Annotated in this window: 18 protein-coding genes; 7 read left to right on the top strand and 11 right to left on the bottom strand. The window is 69.0% G+C overall.

Translation table 11 applies throughout. The features are described from left to right. Position 1 precedes the first annotated feature (1 nt). Positions 2 to 1255, top strand: coding sequence for an enterobactin transporter EntS (gene entS / locus M3330_RS06020; protein WP_230811387.1), 1254 nt, complete (start codon positions 2 to 4; stop codon positions 1253 to 1255). A gap of 325 nt (positions 1256 to 1580) precedes the next feature. After that, positions 1581 to 2945 (top strand): PhoH family protein, encoded by a 1365-nt coding sequence (locus tag M3330_RS06015; RefSeq protein ID WP_198162483.1) that lies wholly within the window; start codon positions 1581 to 1583, stop codon positions 2943 to 2945. A gap of 54 nt (positions 2946 to 2999) precedes the next feature. Here the strand turns inward: M3330_RS06015 and M3330_RS06010 are convergent, their stop codons facing one another. Both M3330_RS06010 and M3330_RS06005 read right to left on the bottom strand, forming a co-directional pair. Next, positions 3000 to 3428 (bottom strand): carboxymuconolactone decarboxylase family protein, encoded by a 429-nt coding sequence (locus M3330_RS06010; RefSeq protein ID WP_019288724.1) that lies wholly within the window; start codon positions 3426 to 3428, stop codon positions 3000 to 3002. 91 nt (positions 3429 to 3519) lie between these two features. Beyond that, on the bottom strand, positions 3520 to 3942 hold the full coding sequence (locus tag M3330_RS06005) for a limonene-1,2-epoxide hydrolase family protein (RefSeq protein ID WP_019288723.1): 423 nt from the start codon (positions 3940 to 3942) through the stop codon (positions 3520 to 3522). Positions 3943 to 4102: 160 nt separating this feature from the next. On the opposite strand from M3330_RS06005, the gene M3330_RS06000 reads away from it, so the two are divergent. Then, the gene (locus M3330_RS06000) at positions 4103 to 4693 is read left to right on the top strand and encodes an LGFP repeat-containing protein (protein WP_232238033.1); all 591 of its coding nucleotides are present in this window, start codon (positions 4103 to 4105) and stop codon (positions 4691 to 4693) included. 74 nt (positions 4694 to 4767) lie between these two features. Here M3330_RS06000 and M3330_RS05995 read toward each other — a convergent pair whose 3' ends face one another. The 4 genes from M3330_RS05995 to glpX all read right to left on the bottom strand — a co-directional run bounded on the left by M3330_RS05995 (position 4768) and on the right by glpX (position 8953). After that, positions 4768 to 5814, bottom strand: a complete 1047-nt coding sequence (locus M3330_RS05995; protein WP_219129769.1) for a DDE-type integrase/transposase/recombinase — start codon at positions 5812 to 5814, stop codon at positions 4768 to 4770. Next, positions 5787 to 6242: a hypothetical protein gene (locus M3330_RS05990; RefSeq protein ID WP_039583527.1), complete on the bottom strand. Its 456-nt coding sequence runs from the start codon at positions 6240 to 6242 to the stop codon at positions 5787 to 5789. The genes M3330_RS05995 and M3330_RS05990 overlap by 28 nt, the downstream gene beginning before the upstream one ends. A 126-nt stretch (positions 6243 to 6368) precedes the next feature. Continuing rightward, positions 6369 to 7784, bottom strand: a complete 1416-nt coding sequence (locus M3330_RS05985) for a class II fumarate hydratase (protein WP_255027597.1) — start codon at positions 7782 to 7784, stop codon at positions 6369 to 6371. 134 nt (positions 7785 to 7918) lie between these two features. Further along, the gene (gene glpX, locus M3330_RS05980) at positions 7919 to 8953 is read right to left on the bottom strand and encodes a class II fructose-bisphosphatase (RefSeq protein ID WP_229567435.1); all 1035 of its coding nucleotides are present in this window, start codon (positions 8951 to 8953) and stop codon (positions 7919 to 7921) included. A 183-nt stretch (positions 8954 to 9136) separates the two neighbouring features. Between glpX and M3330_RS05975 the strand changes: the two genes are divergently transcribed. After that, positions 9137 to 9706, top strand: coding sequence for a DUF4245 domain-containing protein (locus M3330_RS05975; protein WP_024103281.1), 570 nt, complete (start codon positions 9137 to 9139; stop codon positions 9704 to 9706). A gap of 44 nt (positions 9707 to 9750) precedes the next feature. Here the strand turns inward: M3330_RS05975 and M3330_RS05970 are convergent, their stop codons facing one another. The 3 genes from M3330_RS05970 to M3330_RS05960 are packed head-to-tail and all read right to left on the bottom strand — an operon-like array spanning position 9751 to position 11983. Further along, entirely contained in the window at positions 9751 to 10020 is a 270-nt protein-coding gene (locus tag M3330_RS05970) for an exodeoxyribonuclease VII small subunit (RefSeq protein ID WP_024103282.1), read from the bottom strand. After that, positions 10017 to 11282, bottom strand: a complete 1266-nt coding sequence (gene xseA / locus M3330_RS05965) for an exodeoxyribonuclease VII large subunit (protein ID WP_033097245.1) — start codon at positions 11280 to 11282, stop codon at positions 10017 to 10019. The genes M3330_RS05970 and xseA overlap by 4 nt, the downstream gene beginning before the upstream one ends. After that, positions 11279 to 11983, bottom strand: coding sequence for a lipid droplet-associated protein (locus tag M3330_RS05960; RefSeq protein ID WP_071934520.1), 705 nt, complete (start codon positions 11981 to 11983; stop codon positions 11279 to 11281). Before M3330_RS05960 ends, xseA begins: the two co-directional genes overlap by 4 nt. A 99-nt stretch (positions 11984 to 12082) precedes the next feature. On the opposite strand from M3330_RS05960, the gene M3330_RS05955 reads away from it, so the two are divergent. Continuing rightward, entirely contained in the window at positions 12083 to 13081 is a 999-nt protein-coding gene (locus M3330_RS05955; protein ID WP_255027587.1) for a 4-hydroxy-3-methylbut-2-enyl diphosphate reductase, read from the top strand. A 78-nt stretch (positions 13082 to 13159) separates the two neighbouring features. On the opposite strand, the gene M3330_RS05950 is transcribed toward M3330_RS05955, so the two are convergent. Continuing rightward, positions 13160 to 14059, bottom strand: coding sequence for a DUF6542 domain-containing protein (locus M3330_RS05950; protein ID WP_255027585.1), 900 nt, complete (start codon positions 14057 to 14059; stop codon positions 13160 to 13162). A gap of 24 nt (positions 14060 to 14083) precedes the next feature. Further along, on the bottom strand, positions 14084 to 15247 hold the full coding sequence (locus M3330_RS05945) for a DNA recombination protein RmuC (RefSeq protein WP_006553911.1): 1164 nt from the start codon (positions 15245 to 15247) through the stop codon (positions 14084 to 14086). A 77-nt stretch (positions 15248 to 15324) separates the two neighbouring features. Here M3330_RS05945 and M3330_RS05940 point away from each other — a divergent pair, with 77 nt between their 5' ends. Next, on the top strand, positions 15325 to 16503 hold the full coding sequence (locus M3330_RS05940; RefSeq protein WP_006553912.1) for an exonuclease SbcCD subunit D: 1179 nt from the start codon (positions 15325 to 15327) through the stop codon (positions 16501 to 16503). After that, positions 16500 to 19478 (top strand): AAA family ATPase, encoded by a 2979-nt coding sequence (locus M3330_RS05935; protein ID WP_255027581.1) that lies wholly within the window; start codon positions 16500 to 16502, stop codon positions 19476 to 19478. The genes M3330_RS05940 and M3330_RS05935 overlap by 4 nt, the downstream gene beginning before the upstream one ends. Positions 19479 to 19484 lie beyond the last annotated feature (6 nt).

The raw sequence follows: 19484 nt of genomic DNA, 5'->3' as shown, positions 1-19484 counted from the left end.
AATGAGCAACGGCGCCCTCTTCGATCTGCGGCCGCTGCGCGAGAGCGCGGCCTTCCGCCGGATCTTCATCGCTCGCACCATCTCGATCTTCGGTATCGGGATGCTCATGGTCGGCGTACCGATCCAGGTCTACGACCTGACCGGATCGTCGCCGATGGTGGGTCTGGTCTCCGCGCTCGAAGGGGGCGCTGCGATCGGCGGCATGCTGCTCGGCGGCATGCTCGCCGACCGCTACAACCGCACGTTCCTGATCCTGTTCGCCCGCACCGTCTCCGGTCTCACCTTCGTCGGACTGGCCGTCAACGCCGGTCTGTCGTCGCCCTCGGTGCCGGCGATCATCGCCCTGACGGTCGTCAACGGCCTGATCGGGTCGATCAGCATCGCGGCTCTGCTGGCAGTCGTGCCCACGCTCGTCCCCAAGGACCAGCTCGTCGCCGTCGGTGCGCTCAACGTGCTCAGCGCCCGCGCGGGAGCCGTCCTGTCCCCGGCGCTCGGGGGACTCGTGATCGCGACGTTCTCGGTGGCGTGGAACTACTGGGTGGCCGCGATCGGCACCGCCGTGACCGTCACCCTGCTCTCGGGCCTGCCGGCGCTGAACCCACCGACGGCGGACGCCGGGCACGACGCCGACGCACCCGCGGAGACGGTGACCGGCTTCCTGCGCCGCGAACGCGTCGTCGGCGGGGTGATGATCGCCGGCGTCGTCGCGATGCTCGGCGGCGGTGTGCTCGTGCTCGTGCCGGCCTTTGCCGACGCGCGTTTCGAGGGCAATGCGGTCGCCATCGGCGTCATGTACGCGGCGATCGCGCTCGGCGCCGCCGCGGCCACGGTCACCAGTGGATGGCTCGGCCGTTCGGTGCGGCCCGGCCGCGTGCTGCTCACCGCCCTGGTCCTCGGATTCGTCGTCCAGGCACTGGTCGGCTTCACGTCCGTCCTGGCGCTCACCGTCGTGCTGCTCGTGATCGTCGGTGTGTTCGGGGCCGTGCAGGAGGTGCTGCGCTACTCGCTGATCCAGACGCACACGCCGCACACGCTGCTGGGCCGGGTGAACGGTCTGTGGTCCGCCCAGGAGGTCGCGGGCATGTCGGTCGGTGCGCTCGTCGCGGGTCTGTTCGGCGGCATCTTCGACGCCCCGGACGCGGTCGTCTGGTACAGCGCCGCGATGGCCGTCCTCGCGCTGCTCGTGACCCTGGTGCTGCGACGACTGCGCGGCGCGACGGTGGAACCGAGCGCGCATCCGGTGACGGTCGAGTGACCGTACGCCGCGCGATCCACGGGTTCGCGTTCCTGACGCAGCGGAGCCGACCGTGTTTGCTGGGGTTCAGGGGTACTTATGAGGTGTCGTTAACGCGATCTTCACCGACACGCTTCCTCCGCCATCGAGCGAATCGCCCGTATCGGGGTTAGCGTCGGGGGTGTAGGCGGCGCAGGTGCCGTCTACACGGGAGGTCCCTGATCGTGTGGCTGACACAGTCCGAGCGAGGGGGCCGGCACCGGGCCTCCGTGGTCGTGACGACACCGGGGACCCACCGGCCCACCGAATACGTCCGGGCGGTGCCGTCCGGGCCGAGGAGCCCCACGTGAACGCAACACGCTCCGTCCCCACCCGCTCCGGCCACGCCTCCGGTACCGCCGCTGCGAAAGAATCCGCTGTACGCACCTACGTGCTGGACACTTCAGTGTTGCTCTCCGACCCTTGGGCGGTCACCAGGTTCGCCGAGCACGAAGTCGTCCTTCCGCTGGTCGTGATCGGCGAACTCGAAGGGAAACGGCACCACCACGAACTCGGCTGGTTCGCTCGCGAATCGCTGCGCCTGCTCGACGACCTGCGGCAGCGGCACGGACGCCTCGACCAGCCCATCCCTATCGGGGACGAGGGTGGCACCCTCCACGTGGAGCTCAATCACACCGACCCCATGGTCCTGCCCGCGGGATTCCGCACCGACACCAACGACTCCCGCATCCTCGCGTGCGCCCTGAACCTGGCCACCGAGGGACGCGACGTGGTGCTCGTCAGCAAGGACATCCCGTTGCGCGTCAAGGCCGGTGCCGTCGGCCTCGACGCCGACGAGTACCACGCCCAGGACGTGGTGATCTCGGGATGGACGGGCATGACCGAACTCGAGGTCGACCGGACCCTCATCGACGAGATGTTCACCGAGGGCATCGTCGACATCGACGATGCGCGGGATCTGCCGTGCCACACGGGGATCAGGCTTCTCGGTGGCTCCTCCAGCGCGCTCGGCCGGGTCACCGCCGACAAGCGGGTGCAGCTCGTCCGCGGCGACCGGGAGGCGTTCGGACTGCACGGGCGCTCCGCCGAACAGCGCGTCGCCCTCGACCTGCTGCTCGACGAATCCGTCGGCATCGTCTCCCTCGGCGGCAAGGCCGGAACCGGAAAGTCCGCGCTGGCACTGACGGCGGGACTCGAGGCTGTCCTGGAAAGACGAACCCACCGCAAGGTGGTGGTCTTCCGGCCGCTCTACGCGGTGGGTGGGCAGGAACTCGGCTACCTGCCGGGTACCGAGGCAGAGAAGATGAATCCGTGGGGGCAGGCGGTCTTCGACACCCTCGAAGGACTCGCCAGCCCGGCGGTGCTCGAGGAGGTGCTCAGCCGCGGAATGCTGGAAGTGCTGCCGCTCACGCACATTCGCGGCCGGTCGCTGCACGATTCGTTCGTCGTCGTCGACGAGGCACAGTCGCTCGAACGCAACGTGCTGCTCACCGTCCTGTCGCGGCTCGGTGCGGGATCGCGCGTCGTGCTCACCCACGACGTCGCCCAGCGCGACAACCTGCGTGTCGGCCGGCACGACGGTGTCGCGGCGGTCATCGAGAAGCTCAAGGGACATCCGCTGTTCGCGCACATCACGCTCACCCGCAGTGAGCGGTCGCCGATCGCGGCGCTGGTGACGGAGATGCTCGAGGAGTTCGCTCCGGGCGCCTGACGCCCGGGCACGGCCGACACGGCGCGTCCGGCAATGCCGGACGCGCCGTCGTCGTCAGGCCTCGTCGGAGGTGTCGGTGTCCTCGGGGAGAGGGCCGAGTTCGGTCTCGAGCACTTCCTGGACGACGCGCATCGCAGCGAGTCCGGCGGGAGCGCCGCAGTACGCCGAGCAGTGGATGACGGATTCGACGATCTCCGTGCGGTCGAGTCCGTTGCGCAGGGCACCGCGGACGTGTCCGCGCAGTTCGTTCTCGGCACGCAACGCGATGAGCATGCCCAGGTTGAGCAGGCTGCGGCTGCGGCGGTCCAGGCCGGGGCGCGACCACACGGCGCCCCAGGCGTGCTCGGTCACGAACTCCTGCATCGCCTCGGAGTCGGTGCCACGGGAACGCTCGAACGCCCGCTCGACGAAGTCGTCACCCATCACTTCGCGCCGGATCTCCAGACCCGTCGTGAATCCCGGAGTGTGCTCGGCGTCGGACATGTCATCGCTCCCTGCTGATCCGTCGCCGAACGGTTCGGCGACGAACGGATTCTATGCGGGCAGCCTCGGGAAGCGGTGAGGGCGAGGAGCGTCAGGAGCGACGCAGGACGGCGCGCAGGACGCCCACGACGGTTCCGCGGAGGAAGGTGAGGACGTCGAAGTGGTCGTCCCACAAGGCGATCCGCCCGTCGCGCAGTTCGAAGGTGCCGCACACCCAGAACTCGATGCGCACCGGCCCGAAGCGCAGGATGTCGGTGCGTTCGGTGAGCACGATGTCGCCCTCGGCTGCGATGTGGTGGACGACGACGCCGAAGCCCACCGACGGTCGCGCGAGACCGGCAAGGATCTTCCGGACCCGGGCGCCGCCGCGGACGGTGGGGAGCCAGGTGTTGTGCCACGCGATGTCGTCGGTGATCAGAGAGGCGGCGCGGTCGATGTCCTCGGCGGCCGTTGCCTCCAGGAAATCGGTCACCGTGGCGACGGCGTCGTGCGCGGTGACGGTCTGTGTGCTCATCGTTCTCCTCGGCGTCGGCTGCGTCGCATGGTAACGGCAGGAGACCTGGGGTGGGGCGGATTGGTGCACGGCACGGAATCACCGGAAACCGGGTTGTGTCGCCGAGGAGTCGGGCACCCTGAAATCAGGTACCCGTCCTCTCAGTGACAGGAGCGAACCGATGAATCGAATTCCCCGACGCAGAGCAGCGTTGGTGGCGGCCGCAGCGGCGATCGGACTGGTGGTCGCCGGTTGCAGCGACGACCAATCCGCGGAGGACACGGTGGGCAGCGCGACCAGCGCGGTCCAGTCCGCCGCGGAGAGCGTGGCATCCGGGGCGGAGAGCGCCGTCGAATCGATCACGCAGGGCGACGATTCGCCCGAGGCCGACGAGCCCGCGGCGGATCGGTCCAGTGCGGTGCCGGGACCGGACGGCGAGCAGGTCGAACTCAGCGGGCCGATCCTGCAGAAGTACGCCGAGGTCGGCGGTGCGTCCAGCCCGCTCGGCGCCGCGACCGGCCAGCAGGAGGAAGTCGGCGACGGTTACGTCGCGGAGTTCGAGGGCGGCATCATCGCGTGGAGCCCCGACACCGATTCCCACATCGTGTGGGGTGAGATCCGCACGGCCTGGGAGGCCGCGGGTGGTGCCGGTGGCGACCTGGGCTTCCCGATCACCGACGAGGAACAGACCCCCGACGGTGCGCGAAGCAACTTCCAATTCGGTTACATCACGTGGGCGCCCGGCGCCGGGACCGAGGTGGTCCAGGAATGAGGTGACTCCCCGACTCGCTGAGCCCTCGCTATCCGCTCACGTTTTCGCCATCCGCTACAGCAATTCGGAAGTTGTCAACCTGTCTGAGACAGATGGGTGATGTTGATTCCGGTCGGTCGAGGTAGTGGTGGTGCCAGCGGCCGGCGCTGGAACCGCTGCGGGTGCCGGGCATGGATCCGGTCGAGTCGGTCCTGCCGGCGTCGGTGTTCCTCGACGGCGGTGCCGAGGAACACCGACGCGGGGGTGTGTCGACCCAACCCACTGTGGCGGTGTTCGAGGGCGTATCGGGTCATGAATTCCTCGGTCCACCGCCGGGCATGGTCGATGCTGTCGAACCGGTGCGGACACGACAGGTCGTACTTGATGGTTTTGAACAACGACTCGGAAAACGGATTGTCGTCACTGACCCGCGGCCGTGAGTACGAGGGCAGGACCTGCTGCTCGTCGAGCGCATCGAGCAGTGCGGTCGAGCGCATCGAGGCCCCGTTGTCGGCGTGCAGCACCGTCGGTGCCCCGAACGCGGTGAACGCTTCGGTGAACATTTCCACCGCCGCAGCGGCGGTCTCGGCGTACTCGATGCGCCAGGCCACCGGGAACCGCGAATACACATCGATCACCAGATACAGCAGATACCGGTCCTGGGTGCGTGGCCCCTTGAGCACAGTGATGTCCCACGACCACAATGTGCCCACCGCCGGAGCCGGAACGACCGGTTTGCGGCGGCTGATCCCCGATCCCGGGCCGCCGCTGCGGCTGCGGCGTCGGTCCCCGACCAGGTTCTGCGAGTGCGCCACTCGATAGAAACTCGACTGGGAACACTCCACCAGCCCTTCATCGAAGGACCGCCAATACAGTTGGCACACAGACAGATGGGTGTTCCCCTCGGCGAGGATCACCTCGACGATGGTGTCCTTCTCGGCCGGTGACAACGCGGCCGGCTGGTGCCGGTCCCGCTGCCGGATCGGATCGGACACCGGCCGATAGTGCCGATACCCGCGCACCTCCCGGTAGTAGCGGGCCCGGGGGATCCCCAGCAATGCGCAGCCACGCACGATCGGCACGCCGGCTGCGGCCAACGCGGTGACGGTGTCGGTCAGGACAGTCCTCGGCGTTCGAGCCATTGCGCGTACTCGCGGGCACTCATCAACGACGGCGGGATCTGCGGGTCCTCGTCGGTCGAGCTCTTGGTGATCCCTTGCAAGAGCTCGAATGCTTTTCCCAGGATTTCCACGGCGGCGTCGCCCTGGGCGACCTTCTCGCGGAGGCGTTCGTTCTCTTTGCGGAGTTTGGCCAGCTCCGCACGGTCTCGACTGTCCACTCGGTCCCTCGACTTGTCTGCTGCGGTCACCATCGACGCTTCCAAGTCTCCCGAATCCCGGGCGTGGATCCAACGTGCGATGGTGGCGTAGTCGAGGTTGGTCTCGCGCAGTAGGCGGGTCTTGGCACCGACTTCGATGCATTGGTCCCACTGCCGTAGGAACTCGATCTTGTAGGCGATGGAGAACGCGCGTTTGCCGGTGCGGGTCCGCCCAACAGGGATGTCGATCATTGGTGTGCTCCGATCCCCGCGCTGATTGCCAGGTGTCTCACGAACATCCTGACAACCAGCGAATTGCTGTAGCGGATGGCGAAATTCGTAGCGGATGCAGGCGGGGGCCGGCCGGGACCCTGCGGGTCAGGACTCCTCGTCCACCCGCGTCATCGCCAGGACGTCGAGGCGGCGGTCCAGTTCCTCCTCGCTCAGGCGGTCGCCGACGAGGCCGCGGTCCACGACGGTCTGACGGATCGTCTTCTTCTCCTTCAGCGCCTCCTTGGCGACGGCGGCCGCCTCCTCGTATCCGATCGCGGAGTTGAGGGGAGTGACGATCGACGGCGACGACTCCGCCAGTGTGCGCAGATGTTCGACATTCGCGACCAGCCCGGTGATGCAGCGATCGGCGAACAGTCGGGAGACGTTGGCGAGCAAACGAATCGACTCGAGGACGTTGCGGGCCATCACCGGGATGTAGACGTTGAGTTCGAACGCCCCGGCGGCGCCGCTCCACGCCACAGTGGTGTCGTTGCCCACCACCTGTGCGGCGACCTGCGTAACCGCTTCGGGAAGAACGGGATTGACCTTGCCCGGCATGATCGAACTACCGGGCTGCAGATCGGGGAGCTGGATCTCGGCCAGACCCGTGAGCGGACCGGACCCCATCCAGCGGATGTCGTTGGCGATCTTCGTCAGCGACACGGCAACGGTGCGCAGCGCCCCGGACACCTCGACCAGAGCGTCACGCGCGGCCTGAGCCTCGAAACTGTTGCGGGCCCCCTGCAACTCGTCGAGCCCCGTGGTCTCGACGAGCACGGCCACGACACGCGCCCCGAAATCCGCCGGTGCGTTGAGGCCCGTGCCCACCGCGGTACCGCCGATCGGCAGTTCGCCGAGGCGGGGGAGGGTCGCGCGGAGACGTTCGATCCCGGCCTCGATCTGGCGGGCGTAACCACCGAACTCCTGGCCCAGGGTCACCGGGACCGCATCCATCAGGTGCGTACGACCCGACTTGACGACCGTGCGCCACTCCTTCGCCTTCTCGGCGAGGGCACCGTGCAGGTGCTCGAGGGCGGGGATCAGATCCTTCACCGTCGCCTCGGTCGCGGCGACATGCGTCGCGGTGGGGAAAGTGTCGTTCGACGACTGCGACATGTTGACGTCGTCGTTGGGGTGGACCGTGACGCCGGCCTTCGCGGCGAGCGACGCGATGACCTCGTTGGTGTTCATGTTCGAGCTCGTGCCCGAACCGGTCTGGAAGACGTCGATCGGGAACTGGTCGTCGTACTCACCCGCGGCGATGGCATCGGCGGCCGCGACGATCGCGTCGGCCTTGTCGGGGTCGAGCAGACCCAGGTCCTTGTTCACCCGGGCGCAGGCGCTCTTGAGCAGACCCAGCGCGCGGATCTGTGCGCGTTCGAGTCCACGGCCCGAGATCGGGAAGTTCTCCACGGCGCGCTGCGTCTGGGCGCGCCACAAGGCGTCGACCGGAACCTGGACCTCGCCCATCGTGTCGCGTTCGATACGGAACTGCTGAGAAGACTGTTCGGTGTCGGTCATGTCCTCCACGTTATGCCGCCGGAACGAACGAGGAGGGGCACTGCACCAGAACTCGGTGCAGTGCCCCTCCTCGGAAGGATCGGTGACGATCAGGGCAGTGATGATCAGGGCAGTGATGATCAGGGCAGTGATGATCAGGGCATGGGCGGCGGGGAGCCGGCGACACCGTGGAAGTCGATGGACGAGAACTCGCTGAGCTTCTGCAGGCGGTGGTACGCCTCGATGATGCGGACCGTGCCCGACTTGCTGCGCATCACGATCGACTGCGTCTCCGCGCCCCCGGCGGAGTAGCGGACGCCGCGGAGCAGCTCACCGTCGGTGACGCCGGTCGCGCAGAAGAAGATGTTCTCGCCGGTGACGAGATCGGTGGTGGTGAGGACACGGTCGAGATCGTGTCCGGCGTCGATCGCCTTCTGGCGCTCGGCGTCGTCCTTCGGTGCCAGGCGACCCTGCAGCGCACCACCCATGCAGCGCATCGCGGCCGCGGCGATGATGCCCTCGGGGGTACCGCCGATGCCGAGCAGCATGTCGACACCCGAACCCGGACGTGCAGCGGCAATCGCGCCGGCGACGTCGCCGTCGGAGATCAAACGGATGCGGGCACCCGCCTCGCGCACCTCCCTGATGATCTGCGCGTGGCGCGGACGGTCGAGGATCGTCACGGTCAGGTCGGCGTGCGCGATGTTCTTCGCCTTCGCGACACGGCGGATGTTCTCCGCGATCGGGGCGGTGATGTCGATGACGTCGGCGGCCTCGGGACCGACGGCGATCTTCTCCATGTAGAACACGGCGGACGGATCGAACATCGCGCCCCGCTCGGCCACGGCGAGCACCGCGATCGCGCCGGGAGCGCCCTTCGACATGAGGGTAGTGCCGTCGATGGGGTCGACCGCGACGTCGCACAGCGGACCGTCGCCGTTGCCGACCTCCTCACCGTTGTACAGCATGGGCGCTTCGTCCTTCTCGCCCTCACCGATCACGACGACACCCTGCATCGACACGGAGCTGACCATGTGCCGCATCGCGTCGACGGCGGCGCCGTCGCCACCTTCCTTGTCGCCGCGTCCGACCCACCGGCCGGCCGCCATCGCCGCGGCCTCGGTGACGCGGACCAGTTCGAGCGCGAGGTTGCGGTCCGGAGCTTCGCGGCGTGGGGTGCTGGCCGTCATGGGCTACTGCCTCCTGGAGACTTTTCGGTCGACGCGGGTTGCGCCGGCAGAGGGAGCGGGCGCCGAGGGCGCCCGCACGATCCGTGTGTGTCGCGTGGCTATTGTCTCATCACGGCCGATGGTGTGGGCTGTCGGACCCGCCCGGCCTGAGCCTGCCCGTTTCGTAGCTGTCAGACTGGACGGGTGGCATCCAAGAAACCTCGCATCCTGCAAGACGGTCGAGATATGGCGTGGTCGCTGATCCCGCTGCTCGTGCTGATCCTCTTCATCGCGGCGATCGCCAGCCAGTGCGAGTTCAAGCCCGGCGGACCCACGGCGGGTCCCGTGCCGAGCTTCGACATCGATGCCGGCCTGAAGTACGACGCGGCGGAACTCGGATTCCCGATCCGCCACCCCGAGGTGCCCGAGGACTGGCAGCCCAACTCCGGTAGCCGCAGCATCGTTTCCGGTAACCAGGGCGGCGATTCGAGCACCGTCGGTTTCATCACTCCTGCAGGTCGCTACGTGCGCTTCACCCAATCGGATGCCGGTGAGGACGAACTGGTGCGATTCGTCGCCGGAGGTGCCCGCACCGCCACCGACACCAGGTCCGTCGAGGGCCACGACTGGGTGGTCTACGGCGGCGAGGGCGTCGAAGCGCTCTGGGTGTCGGACTTCGGCGACGTGCGCATCCTGATCGGTGGCTCCGGCGACGAGGCCGAGTTCACGACCCTGGCCACCGCCGCGGGCAGGGCCGAGCCCCTCGAACCCTGATCCGGGTCGGAGCGACCGAGCCCTGATCGTGAGCTCGGTCGAGGTCAGTCCTCGTCCTCGTCCTCGTACTCGTCGTCTTCGTCCTCGTCGTCCGTGAGGGAGAGCGCCTGCTCGACACGTTCGCGGGCGCCGGCGAGATGTTCCTCGCAGCGCTGCGCGAGTGCCTCGCCGCGCTCCCACAGCTGCAACGAGTCGTCGAGGTCGAGTCCGCCCTGCTCGAGCATCTTCACGACGTTGACGAGTTCGTCCCGAGCTCGCTCGTAGCCGAACTCCCGCACATCGGCGTTGGCGTCGTCGGTTCCCGCGTTCGTCACTGTCCTGATCTTCCTTGTCGTTCGTGTCCCATGACGGCGGCGCGGGCCGCGCCGTCCGCCACGCGCACTCGCAGCTGGGTGCCGATGGGCATCTCGTCGAGTGTGCGTACCACTTCGGGGGCGCTGCCCGGCACGATCCGCTGGACCACGGCGTAGCCACGCGCCAGGGTCGCCGCGGGCCCGAGGGTCGCCAACCGTGCCCGCAGATGTTCGAGCGTCGACGATTGCGACGAGATCAATCGCGTGACGTCGCGTCGTGCCGCGTGCTGCAACCGCTCGATCTCCTCGTTCCGCCGGTCGAGATCGCGGAATGGATCGGCCAGGACGGGACGGTCGCGCAACTGTGCGATCACGTGTTCCTCGCGCCGGACCCAGTTGCGCAGCGCCGCCGCCGACCGTGCTCTCAGTTCGTCGACGAGATCGAGTTCGGCAACCGCATCGGGTACGACGCGCTTCGCGGCGTCGGTCGGGGTCGCGGCCCGCAGGTCGGCGACGTGATCACAGAGCGGACTGTCGGGCTCGTGGCCGATCGCGCTGACCACGGGCGTCGTACACGCGGCGATCGCGCGGCACAGCGCCTCGTCGGAGAAGGGCAGCAGATCCTCGACGCTGCCGCCGCCGCGGGCGAGGACGATCACGTCGACGTCCGGGTCCTTGTCGAGTGCTTCGATGGCGTCGATGAGTTGCGTGACCGCGGTCGGGCCCTGCACCGTCGCGTGGCGGACGTCGAACTGCACGGCCGGCCAGCGACGCTGCGCGACCGACAGCACGTCGCGTTCGGCCGCGCTGCCGCGGCTGGTGACCAGACCGACGCGGCGCGGCAGGAAGGGGAGGGGGCGCTTCAACCGCGGGTCGAACAGTCCCTCGGCCGCGAGCAACGCACGCAGTCGTTCGAGCCGCGCGAGCAGTTCACCGATACCGACGGCCCGGATCTCCGTGACTCGCAGCGCCAGACTGCCGCGGCCGGGCCAGAAGGTCATCTTCCCGAACATGATCACGCGGCTGCCCTCGGTGAGCGGCACCCCCGATTGCTGCAACAACTGGGGTGAACAGGTCACCTGCAGGGACATGTCCACCGACGGGTCGCGCAGGGTCAAAAACGCCGTCCGCGTCCCGGGGCGGGCGTTGATCTGCGTGATCTGCCCTTCGACCCAGATGGTGCCGAGCTTGTCGATCCACCCGGCGACCTTCTGCGCCACGGTGCGGACGGGCCAGGGCTGCTCCGCGGAGTTCGGGCGTGCCGCGTTCTGTCCGGCCGTCACTTGTTACGCGCGCTCGTGATCCGGTTCGACAGCATCGTCACGAACGGAGTACGCGCGGCGTGAGCATTCTCGTATTCGAGCACCGCTGTGAGCTCGTCCACCGACAGTGCGCGCAGGCGGGCACGCAGTTGGGCGAGGGTCAGCGAGTCGTAGTCGAGGTATTCGACGATCTCGGAACGATCGTCGGAGGCGACCTTCGTGTCCGTGGTCTCGCCGATCTTCGTGACCTCGGCGTCTGCGGACTTCGCGGCGGCCTTCTTCGGAGCAGACTTCTCGGCTGCCGTCTTCTTCGCGGGCCCCTTCGTCGTCGCGGTGCCGGCCTTTACCGGTGCGGCCTGCTCGGCCACGGGTGCGTCGGCTTCGGTGGCCGGCGGGATCGAGTACAGGGCGAACCGGCCGGGAGCGCCGTTCGCGGCGCTGTTCGTCGAGGTCGCGGTCTCGTCCGAAGGGGTCGAGCCGTCGTCGTCGAAGGTCGCCCACTGTGCGGTCTCGGCGGGCTCCGCTCCGAAGATCTCGAAGAACTGGTCGCCCTTGATGGCGAACGAGGTCATGATCTGCTGCACTCGCATCGTCGTCTGCAGGATCTGGCTCACCGTCGTCATCGGCAACGAAACGGCTGTGCTCGGCAGCTTGAGGGTCTCTTCGTACGCGGTGACAGCAACGCCGGCAGCCACCCGTGCCAGGAACGGTGGACGGATCATGCCCCAAGACTGCCCGATGATCGGCGTGATTGGTAGCCGGGGAGCACGTCGGCTGCGAGCTGGAAAGCCACACTCCGACGCGCCCCGTACTCTGGAGGTATGTCTGCGCCTGTTCCTCTCGAAGTCGGGATCACACGGTCCGCCGGTCTCTCCACCTCCGGAAAGCGCGTCCTGCTCGCCGAGCCGCGCGGCTACTGCGCCGGCGTCGACCGCGCCGTCGAGACCGTCGAGAAGGCGCTCGACAAGTACGGTGCGCCGATCTACGTCCGCAAGGAGATCGTGCACAACCGCCACGTCGTCGACACGCTCGCCGACCGCGGCGTGGTGTTCGTCGACGAGACCGACGAGGTGCCCGAGGGTGCCGTGCTCGTGTTCTCGGCGCACGGTGTGTCGCCCGCGGTCCACGAATCGGCCGCTGCCCGGCAGCTGCGCACCATCGACGCGACCTGCCCGCTGGTGACGAAGGTCCACCAGGAGGCCAAGCGCTTCGCCCGCGACGACTTCGACATCCTGCTCATCGGTCACGAGGGCCACGAGGAGGTCGAGGGCACCGCAGGTGAGGCCCCCGACCATGTGCAGCTCGTCGACGGTCCCGACGCCGTCGATTCGGTGACCGTGCGCGATCCGTCGAAGGTCATCTGGCTGTCCCAGACCACCCTGAGCGTCGACGAGACGATGCAGACCGTGCAGCGTCTGCGCCAGAAGTTCCCGGAGCTGCAGGATCCGCCGAGCGACGACATCTGCTACGCCACGCAGAACCGCCAGGTCGCGGTGAAGGCGATGGCGCCCGAGTGCGATCTGGTGATCGTCGTGGGGTCGCGGAACTCGTCGAACTCCGTGCGGCTCGTCGAGGTCGCCCTCGGTGCGGGTGCCCGGGCAGCGCACCTGGTCGACTACGCCAAGGAGATCGATCCGGCCTGGCTCGAGGGTGTCGAGACCGTCGGCATCACCTCCGGCGCGTCGGTCCCCGAGATCCTCGTTCAGGGCGTCGTCCAGTTCCTCGACGAGCGCGGTTTCCACGACGTGCAGTCGGTGACGACCGCCAACGAGACCCTGGTGTTCGCTCTCCCGCGCGAACTGCGCGCGTCGCGTCGCTGAACCGGGTAGTTCCGTAGAGCGAAGACGACCGGTCACCGCCGTGAATCGGCACGTGACCGGTCGTCTTCGTCGTGTGGGTCAGTCCTCGTAGCGGTCGCGGTACCGCACGCGCGGCGGCTCGTAGCCCTGCGTGGGTGCGGGGGAGGGCGCCGGTCGACCGGTGTCCGGCTCGGGTGCGGGACGGCGCCGCGGCTCGCGGACCTCCGGCTGCACCGGGTCCGCAGGTCGGGGAGCGCGGGTACGCCGGGGAGCGGGCTGCTCGGCGGTCGGGGATTCGGGACGGACGCGGCGACGGGATCGGGTGTCGGCGACCTCCCGGACCGACGCCTTCGCGGCCGGCGTCCCGCGACCCGAAGCGGTGCGACGTGCATCCGCAGGGGTGGCCGTCGCCGGTCGCCCCCGGCCCGCACGCCTGGTCGGCCGGTCGTTTGCAGCGCGTGTCGGCCGGTCGCCCGCGGCGCGAGCGGGGCGGTCCTTCGCGGTTCCGGTCTTCGCTGCCCGCGGCTTCGCCCGCTCTCGCGGCGCACGGGCACGTACTCCCGTGTTCTGTCGGGTCACGAAGATCCGGAAACCGCCGATGGCCAGTGCCAGGAGTGTCGCCACCAGCATCGCCGGGAAGCGGTTCACCAGCGGATAGGCGACGTTGAGCGCGAGATCCTTCAATCCGCCGGTGCTGGCGGAGGAGACGATCTCCTGACCGATCGGCACCGCGAGGAGCAGCAGCAGAGGCGGCTGGGCCATGGCCGTGAACAGTCCGCGATAGCGCACCGCCACCACGGCCGCGACGCAGCCGAGCACGTAGAAGACAGTGAACGCAGAGGTCAGCTCGTTCCCGCGTGCGCTGTCGAGCAGCACCCCGAGAAGCGTCGTTCCGGCTGCGATCGCCACGGCACCCCACCAGGGCACACCGGGCACCGTAGGCGCCAACGACCGCATGTCGAGCGGCACCGCCGAACGTGCACGTTGGGTTGCAGACACAACGTAGACATTAGCGTGGCGATGTCAGCTCGCTTCGTCGACAGGACCGTCCGCCACTGCTCTTTCTGCCAGAGTGCTGCGTCGCGGCCAAGCGTCGACACGCTGCACCTCGGGCACCTCACCGTCGAATATTTCCAGGTCGTGGAGTTTGCGGGCCGTCACGCCCACCCGGGTGTCCATCGACGAGACCGTCATGTTGAACGAATCGACGGCCTTGCCGAGCTGGTTGCCGAGCCGATCGAGGTGGGAACCGACCACACCGAGCCGTTGGTACAGTTCACGGCCCAATCGGTGGATGGTCGCGGCGTCGCGGGAGAGCGCCTCCTGCCGCCAGGTGTGTGCGATCGTGCGCAGCAACGCGACGAGCGTGGTCGGTGTGGCGAGGATGACGTTCCGGGCGAAAGCGTGCTCGAGCAGATCGGGATCGGCGCCGAGCGCGGCATCGAGGAACGGATCGCCGGGGACGAACAACACGACGAACTCGGGCGTCGGGTCGAACGACTCCCAGTAGGCCTTCGCCGCCAGTTGGTCGATGTGGGTGCGCAGTTGGCGTGCGTGGCGCGTGAGGTGCCGGTCGCGCTCGTCGGGCTCCTCGGCCTCGGCGGCATCCAGATAGGCGGCGAAGGGCACCTTCGCGTCGACGACGATCTGTTTGCCACCGGCGAGGTAGACGAGCAGGTCGGGGCGCACCCCGTCCTTGCTCACCTGGGTGTCGAAGTCGCAGTGCCGGACCATCCCGGCGAGCTCGACGACGCGTTCGAGCTGGATCTCGCCCCATCGTCCGCGGATCTGCGGCGCGCGCAGCGCGGTGACCAGCTGCTGGGTCCGCGTGGACAGCAGCTGCGACGCGCGGTGCATGCCCTCGACCTGCTCGCTCAGCCCGGCGTAGGCGTGCACGCGGTTGCGTTCGACGTGTTCGACCTGCCGGGCCAGCGCTCCGACGGCCTCGTTCAACGGGCCGACGAGCCGCGAGACCTGGTCGCCGATGGCACCGGACTGCCGGCGCGCGGCATCCTCGCTCACCGCTGCCAGCGACTGACGCAGCTGCTCCTCGTTGTCCCGCAGGGCTGCCAGCTGCGCCTCGGCACGGGCTGCGCGTTCGCCGTCGCGGGTGGCCCGCAACAGCCAGCCGAGCACCACCCCGAGACCGAGCGCGACGAGCAGGCCGAGTGCCGTGAGTGCTGTCATGTGGCGGATGATGCCTCATCGATGCGACATCCACCCGACATCCGGGGATGTCGGTCCTCTCCTCTACCGTCTGTCCCATGCGGATCCTGCACACCTCCGACTGGCACATCGGCCGCACCTTCCACGGTGTCGACCTGCTCGCCGACCAGGCGCGTGCGCTGCGGGCCATCGCCGATCTGGTGGCCGAACGCCGGATCGACGTGGTGGTCGTGCCGGGCGACGTGTACGACCGATCGATCCCGAGTTCCGACGCGGTCGCCGTGTGCAACGCCGGCCTCGAGGCCATCCGTGAGGCAGGGGCGATCATCGTCGCCACCTCCGGCAACCACGACTCGCCGGTCCGGCTCGGTGCCGGCGCTGCCTTCGCCGCGCACGGGGGTCTGCACCTGATCACCCGCGTATCTCAGATCGACAGCCCTGTCGTCCTGCACGACGAGCACGGCCCGGTCCGCTTCTACGGCATCCCGTATCTCGAACCCGAGATCACCCGCGCCGAGCTCGGCGTGCCCGAGGCCCGTTCGCACCAGCAGATCCTCGACGCGGCGATGGAACGCGTGCGCGCCGATGTCGCGGATCGGCACGGCCGCACGGTCGTCCTGGCGCACGCCTTCGTCGTCGGTGGCGAGCCCAGCGACTCCGAGCGGTCCATCTCCGTCGGCGGGGTCGAGACGGTCGCCGCGTCGTCGTTCGACGGTGTCGACTACGTCGCGCTCGGTCACCTGCATTCCCCGCAGACGGTGAGCGAGACGGTCCGGTACTCGGGATCGCCGTTGCCGTACTCCTTCGGCGAGCGCTCGCACCGCAAGGCGGTCTTCGTCGTCGACCTCGACGCCTCGGGTGCGGCGTCCGTCGAGCGGGTCGATCTCCCGGTGATCCGCGAATTGACTCGTCTCGAAGGCGAACTGGACGATCTGCTCGCCGATCCGGCGCATGCCGCCGTCGAGGAGCACTACGTCTCCGCGGTGCTGACCGACGCGATCCGCCCGCTCGACGCCATGCGTCGCCTGCAGGAGCGGTTCCCGTACGCCGTGCACGTCGAATGGCAGCGACCGGCCGGGTCCACGGAGGGCAGCTACCGCGACAAGGTGCGCGGGCGCAGTGATCGCGACATCGCCGCGTCGTTCCTCACCGATGTGCGTTCCGAGCCGTCCGAACGCGAGCGCGGCTGGATCGACGAAGCGTTGAGGGAGGTCGACCGTCGTCGTGGCATCGGCGACGAGACCGACACGCAGTGGCGGACGGACGTGCCGGCATGAGACTGCACCACCTCGAGATCACGGCCTTCGGTCCGTTCGCCGACACCGTCGAGATCGACTTCGACGAGCTCGGCGCCGATGGGTTGTTCCTACTGCACGGGCAGACGGGCGCGGGCAAGACGTCGATCCTCGACGCGGTCGCGTTCGCGCTCTACGGCACCGTCCCCGGTGCTCGCTCCGAGGGGCGCCGGTTGCTGTCCGACCACGCACGGGTGGGTGCTGTGCCGACGGTCCGGCTCGAGGCGACCATCGCGGGTCGCCGTCTGGCCATCGAACGCAGCCCCGAGTTCGAACGCCCGAAGAAGCGCGGCACCGGCACGATCAAGCAGCAGGCCAAGGCGAATCTCACCTGGCTCGACGGGTCGGGGGAGAACCTGTCCCGCGCCCAGGAGATCGGCGACGTCGTCAAGTCGTTGCTCGGGATGAGCGCCGAACAGTTCTTCCAGGTGGTGCTCCTTCCGCAGGGCGACTTCGCCCGGTTCCTGCGTGCGAACAGCGAGGAGCGCGGCAGGCTGCTCGACCGTCTGTTCGACACCACCCGTTTCGGCGACGTCGAGCAGTGGTTCCGCGATCGGCGCGGTGCCGGAACGAAACTGCTTGCCGAGCAACAAAAGAAGGTCGAAGTGCTCGCGGCGAAGGTGGCCGCGTCGGCCGGGATCGAGGCGGGAGCCGACGCCGATCCGGTGGAATGGGCGGGCCGCCTGCTCGCCGAGGCCGCCGAGAGCCGCGACGACGCCGCCGCAGCGCTTGCACGAGTCCGCGCCGTCGACGAGGTCAACCGGCGCAGGCTCGACGAGACCGTCGCTCTCGCCGACCGACTCCGCCGCCGCCGCGACGCCCTGAACATCCTTGCCGAACTCGAGCAGACGCAGACGCAGCGCGTCGCCGTGACAGCCGAACGCGACGCCGCGCATCGCGCGGTGAGCGTCGCGGTCGTCGATCGGGAGGCCGACCGTCTTGCACGCGAGGCCGATGCCGCCGCAGCGCGCGCCGAGACGGCCGCCGCGCCGCTCCGCAACGACGACGAAGGACGCGATCTCCTCGACGCTGTCGGGCCGATGTCGTCCGCCGCCGACCGCGACATCATCCGACCTCGATGCGAGGAATGGTCCTCGGAGGCAGCGCGACTCGACGTCCTACTCGATCGCCGTCGTCGTCTCACCGAGCTCGAGAACGAACGCGAGAAGTTCGCCGGACGTCGCCGTGCCCTCACCGACGAGCGTCGGCAGGTGATCGACGAGCGCGCCGCGCTGCCCGAACGATCGACCGCCGCTGCTGATGCGGTCGCCGAGGCCGAACGCGCAGCCGCGATGCTCCCCGGCCTGTCCACCGCACGCGACCGTGCCGCCGACGCGCTCGACGCCGCCACCGAACTCGCTTCGCGCCGAAACGAACTCGAACGGCTCGAAGCCCGGGTACTGCAACTGCACTCCGAACACAACCACGCACGCGACGCGCACCTCGACGTCCGGCAGCGCCGGATCGACGGAATGGCAGCCGAACTCGCCGCGCGTCTCACCGACGGCGAACCGTGCATGGTCTGCGGTTCCACCGAACATCCCGAGCCCGCGCGCCCGGCTCCCGACACTGCGACGAAGGCAGACGAGGAACGCGCCCACGCCGCCGAGCAACGCGCCGCCACCGCGCTGAGCGAAGCACGCGAGGCCGTCACCGAACTCTCCGGGATCGTCGCCGTCCTCCGACAGCGTTGCGGCGACGCCGAACTCGCCGAACTCACCACCGCCCACGCCGAGGCGGTCCGCGCCCACAACGAGGCCGCCACCGTCGCCGGTCGGCTCGACCATCTGCGCGCGACGGTCGAGGACCTGCGCAAACTCGACACGGTGCTGGCCGAACAGGAGAAGCGGCTCGACGCCGAACTGTCCGAACTCGCCCGCGAGGACGCGGTCCGCGCGGCCGAGATCACGGAGATCCGCGAGCGCATCGTCGAGGCCGTCGGCGACCTCGACCTGCTCGCCCCGCGACGGAGGACGGTCGCGGCACTGTCCGCCGCCGCCACCGCGCTGCTCGACGCCCGCACCGCCGCCCTGCAGGCGCGCACGGCCGCCGACGAACGCGCCGCCGACGCCCGCACCGCAGCCGCGGAGGCGGGCTTCACCGACCTCGACAGCGCCCGCGCAGCTGTCCGGACACCCGAGCGGCTCGCCGAGATCGACCGCGTCCTGCGCGCCGCCGACGACGAACGCGCGGTGGCTACCTCCACGCTGAACGACCCGGCGATCGCGGCCCTCACCGGCGACGAGGTCGCTGACGTGACGGCCGCGCGCGCAGCGGTGGACGACGGTGCCGCGGCGGTCGAGGCCGCCCTGAGCGCGGCCACCGAGGCCGAGCGCCGGCACCTCGACATCGAGAACTACTCCCGGCGACTCGAGCGTGCCTGCGCCGAACTCGTCCCGCTGCTCGACGAACACGCCGAACTCTCCGCGCTCGCCGACGTCGTCGCCGGAATGGGGTCGAACGCCAAGAAGATGTCGTTGCGCTCGTACGTGCTCGCGGCGCGACTCGAGGAGGTCGCCGACGCCGCCTCCGAACGCCTGCGCAGGATGTCCGGCGGTCGCTACGAGTTCGTGCACTCCGACGCGGCCGAAAGCAGGGGGCGTCGCGGCGGTCTCGGTCTCGACATCCACGACGAGTACACCGGCGCCGTGCGATCGACGAAGACACTGTCGGGCGGCGAGTCCTTCCAGGCGTCCCTCGCCCTTGCCCTCGGCCTCGCCGACGTCGTCGCCGCCGAGGCCGGCGGGCTCGTGCTCGACACGATGTTCATCGACGAAGGGTTCGGTTCACTCGACGCCGACGCCCTCGAAGCGGTCATGGGGGTGCTCGACGAACTGCGCGCGGGAGGCCGCGTGGTGGGCGTGGTCAGTCACGTCGACGAGATGCGGCAGCGGATCCCGAGCAGGCTGCACGTCATCCGTGGCCGCTCGGGATCGACCGTCCGCGTCGCGAGCTGACCGCCC

Source organism: Rhodococcus sp. GA1 (assembly GCF_024321955.1).
In the GTDB taxonomy this organism is placed as follows: Bacteria; Actinomycetota; Actinomycetes; order Mycobacteriales; family Mycobacteriaceae; genus Rhodococcus; species Rhodococcus pyridinivorans.
Note: the sequence above shows the minus strand (reverse complement) of the source record. Positions and strands in the feature narration are given on the sequence as shown.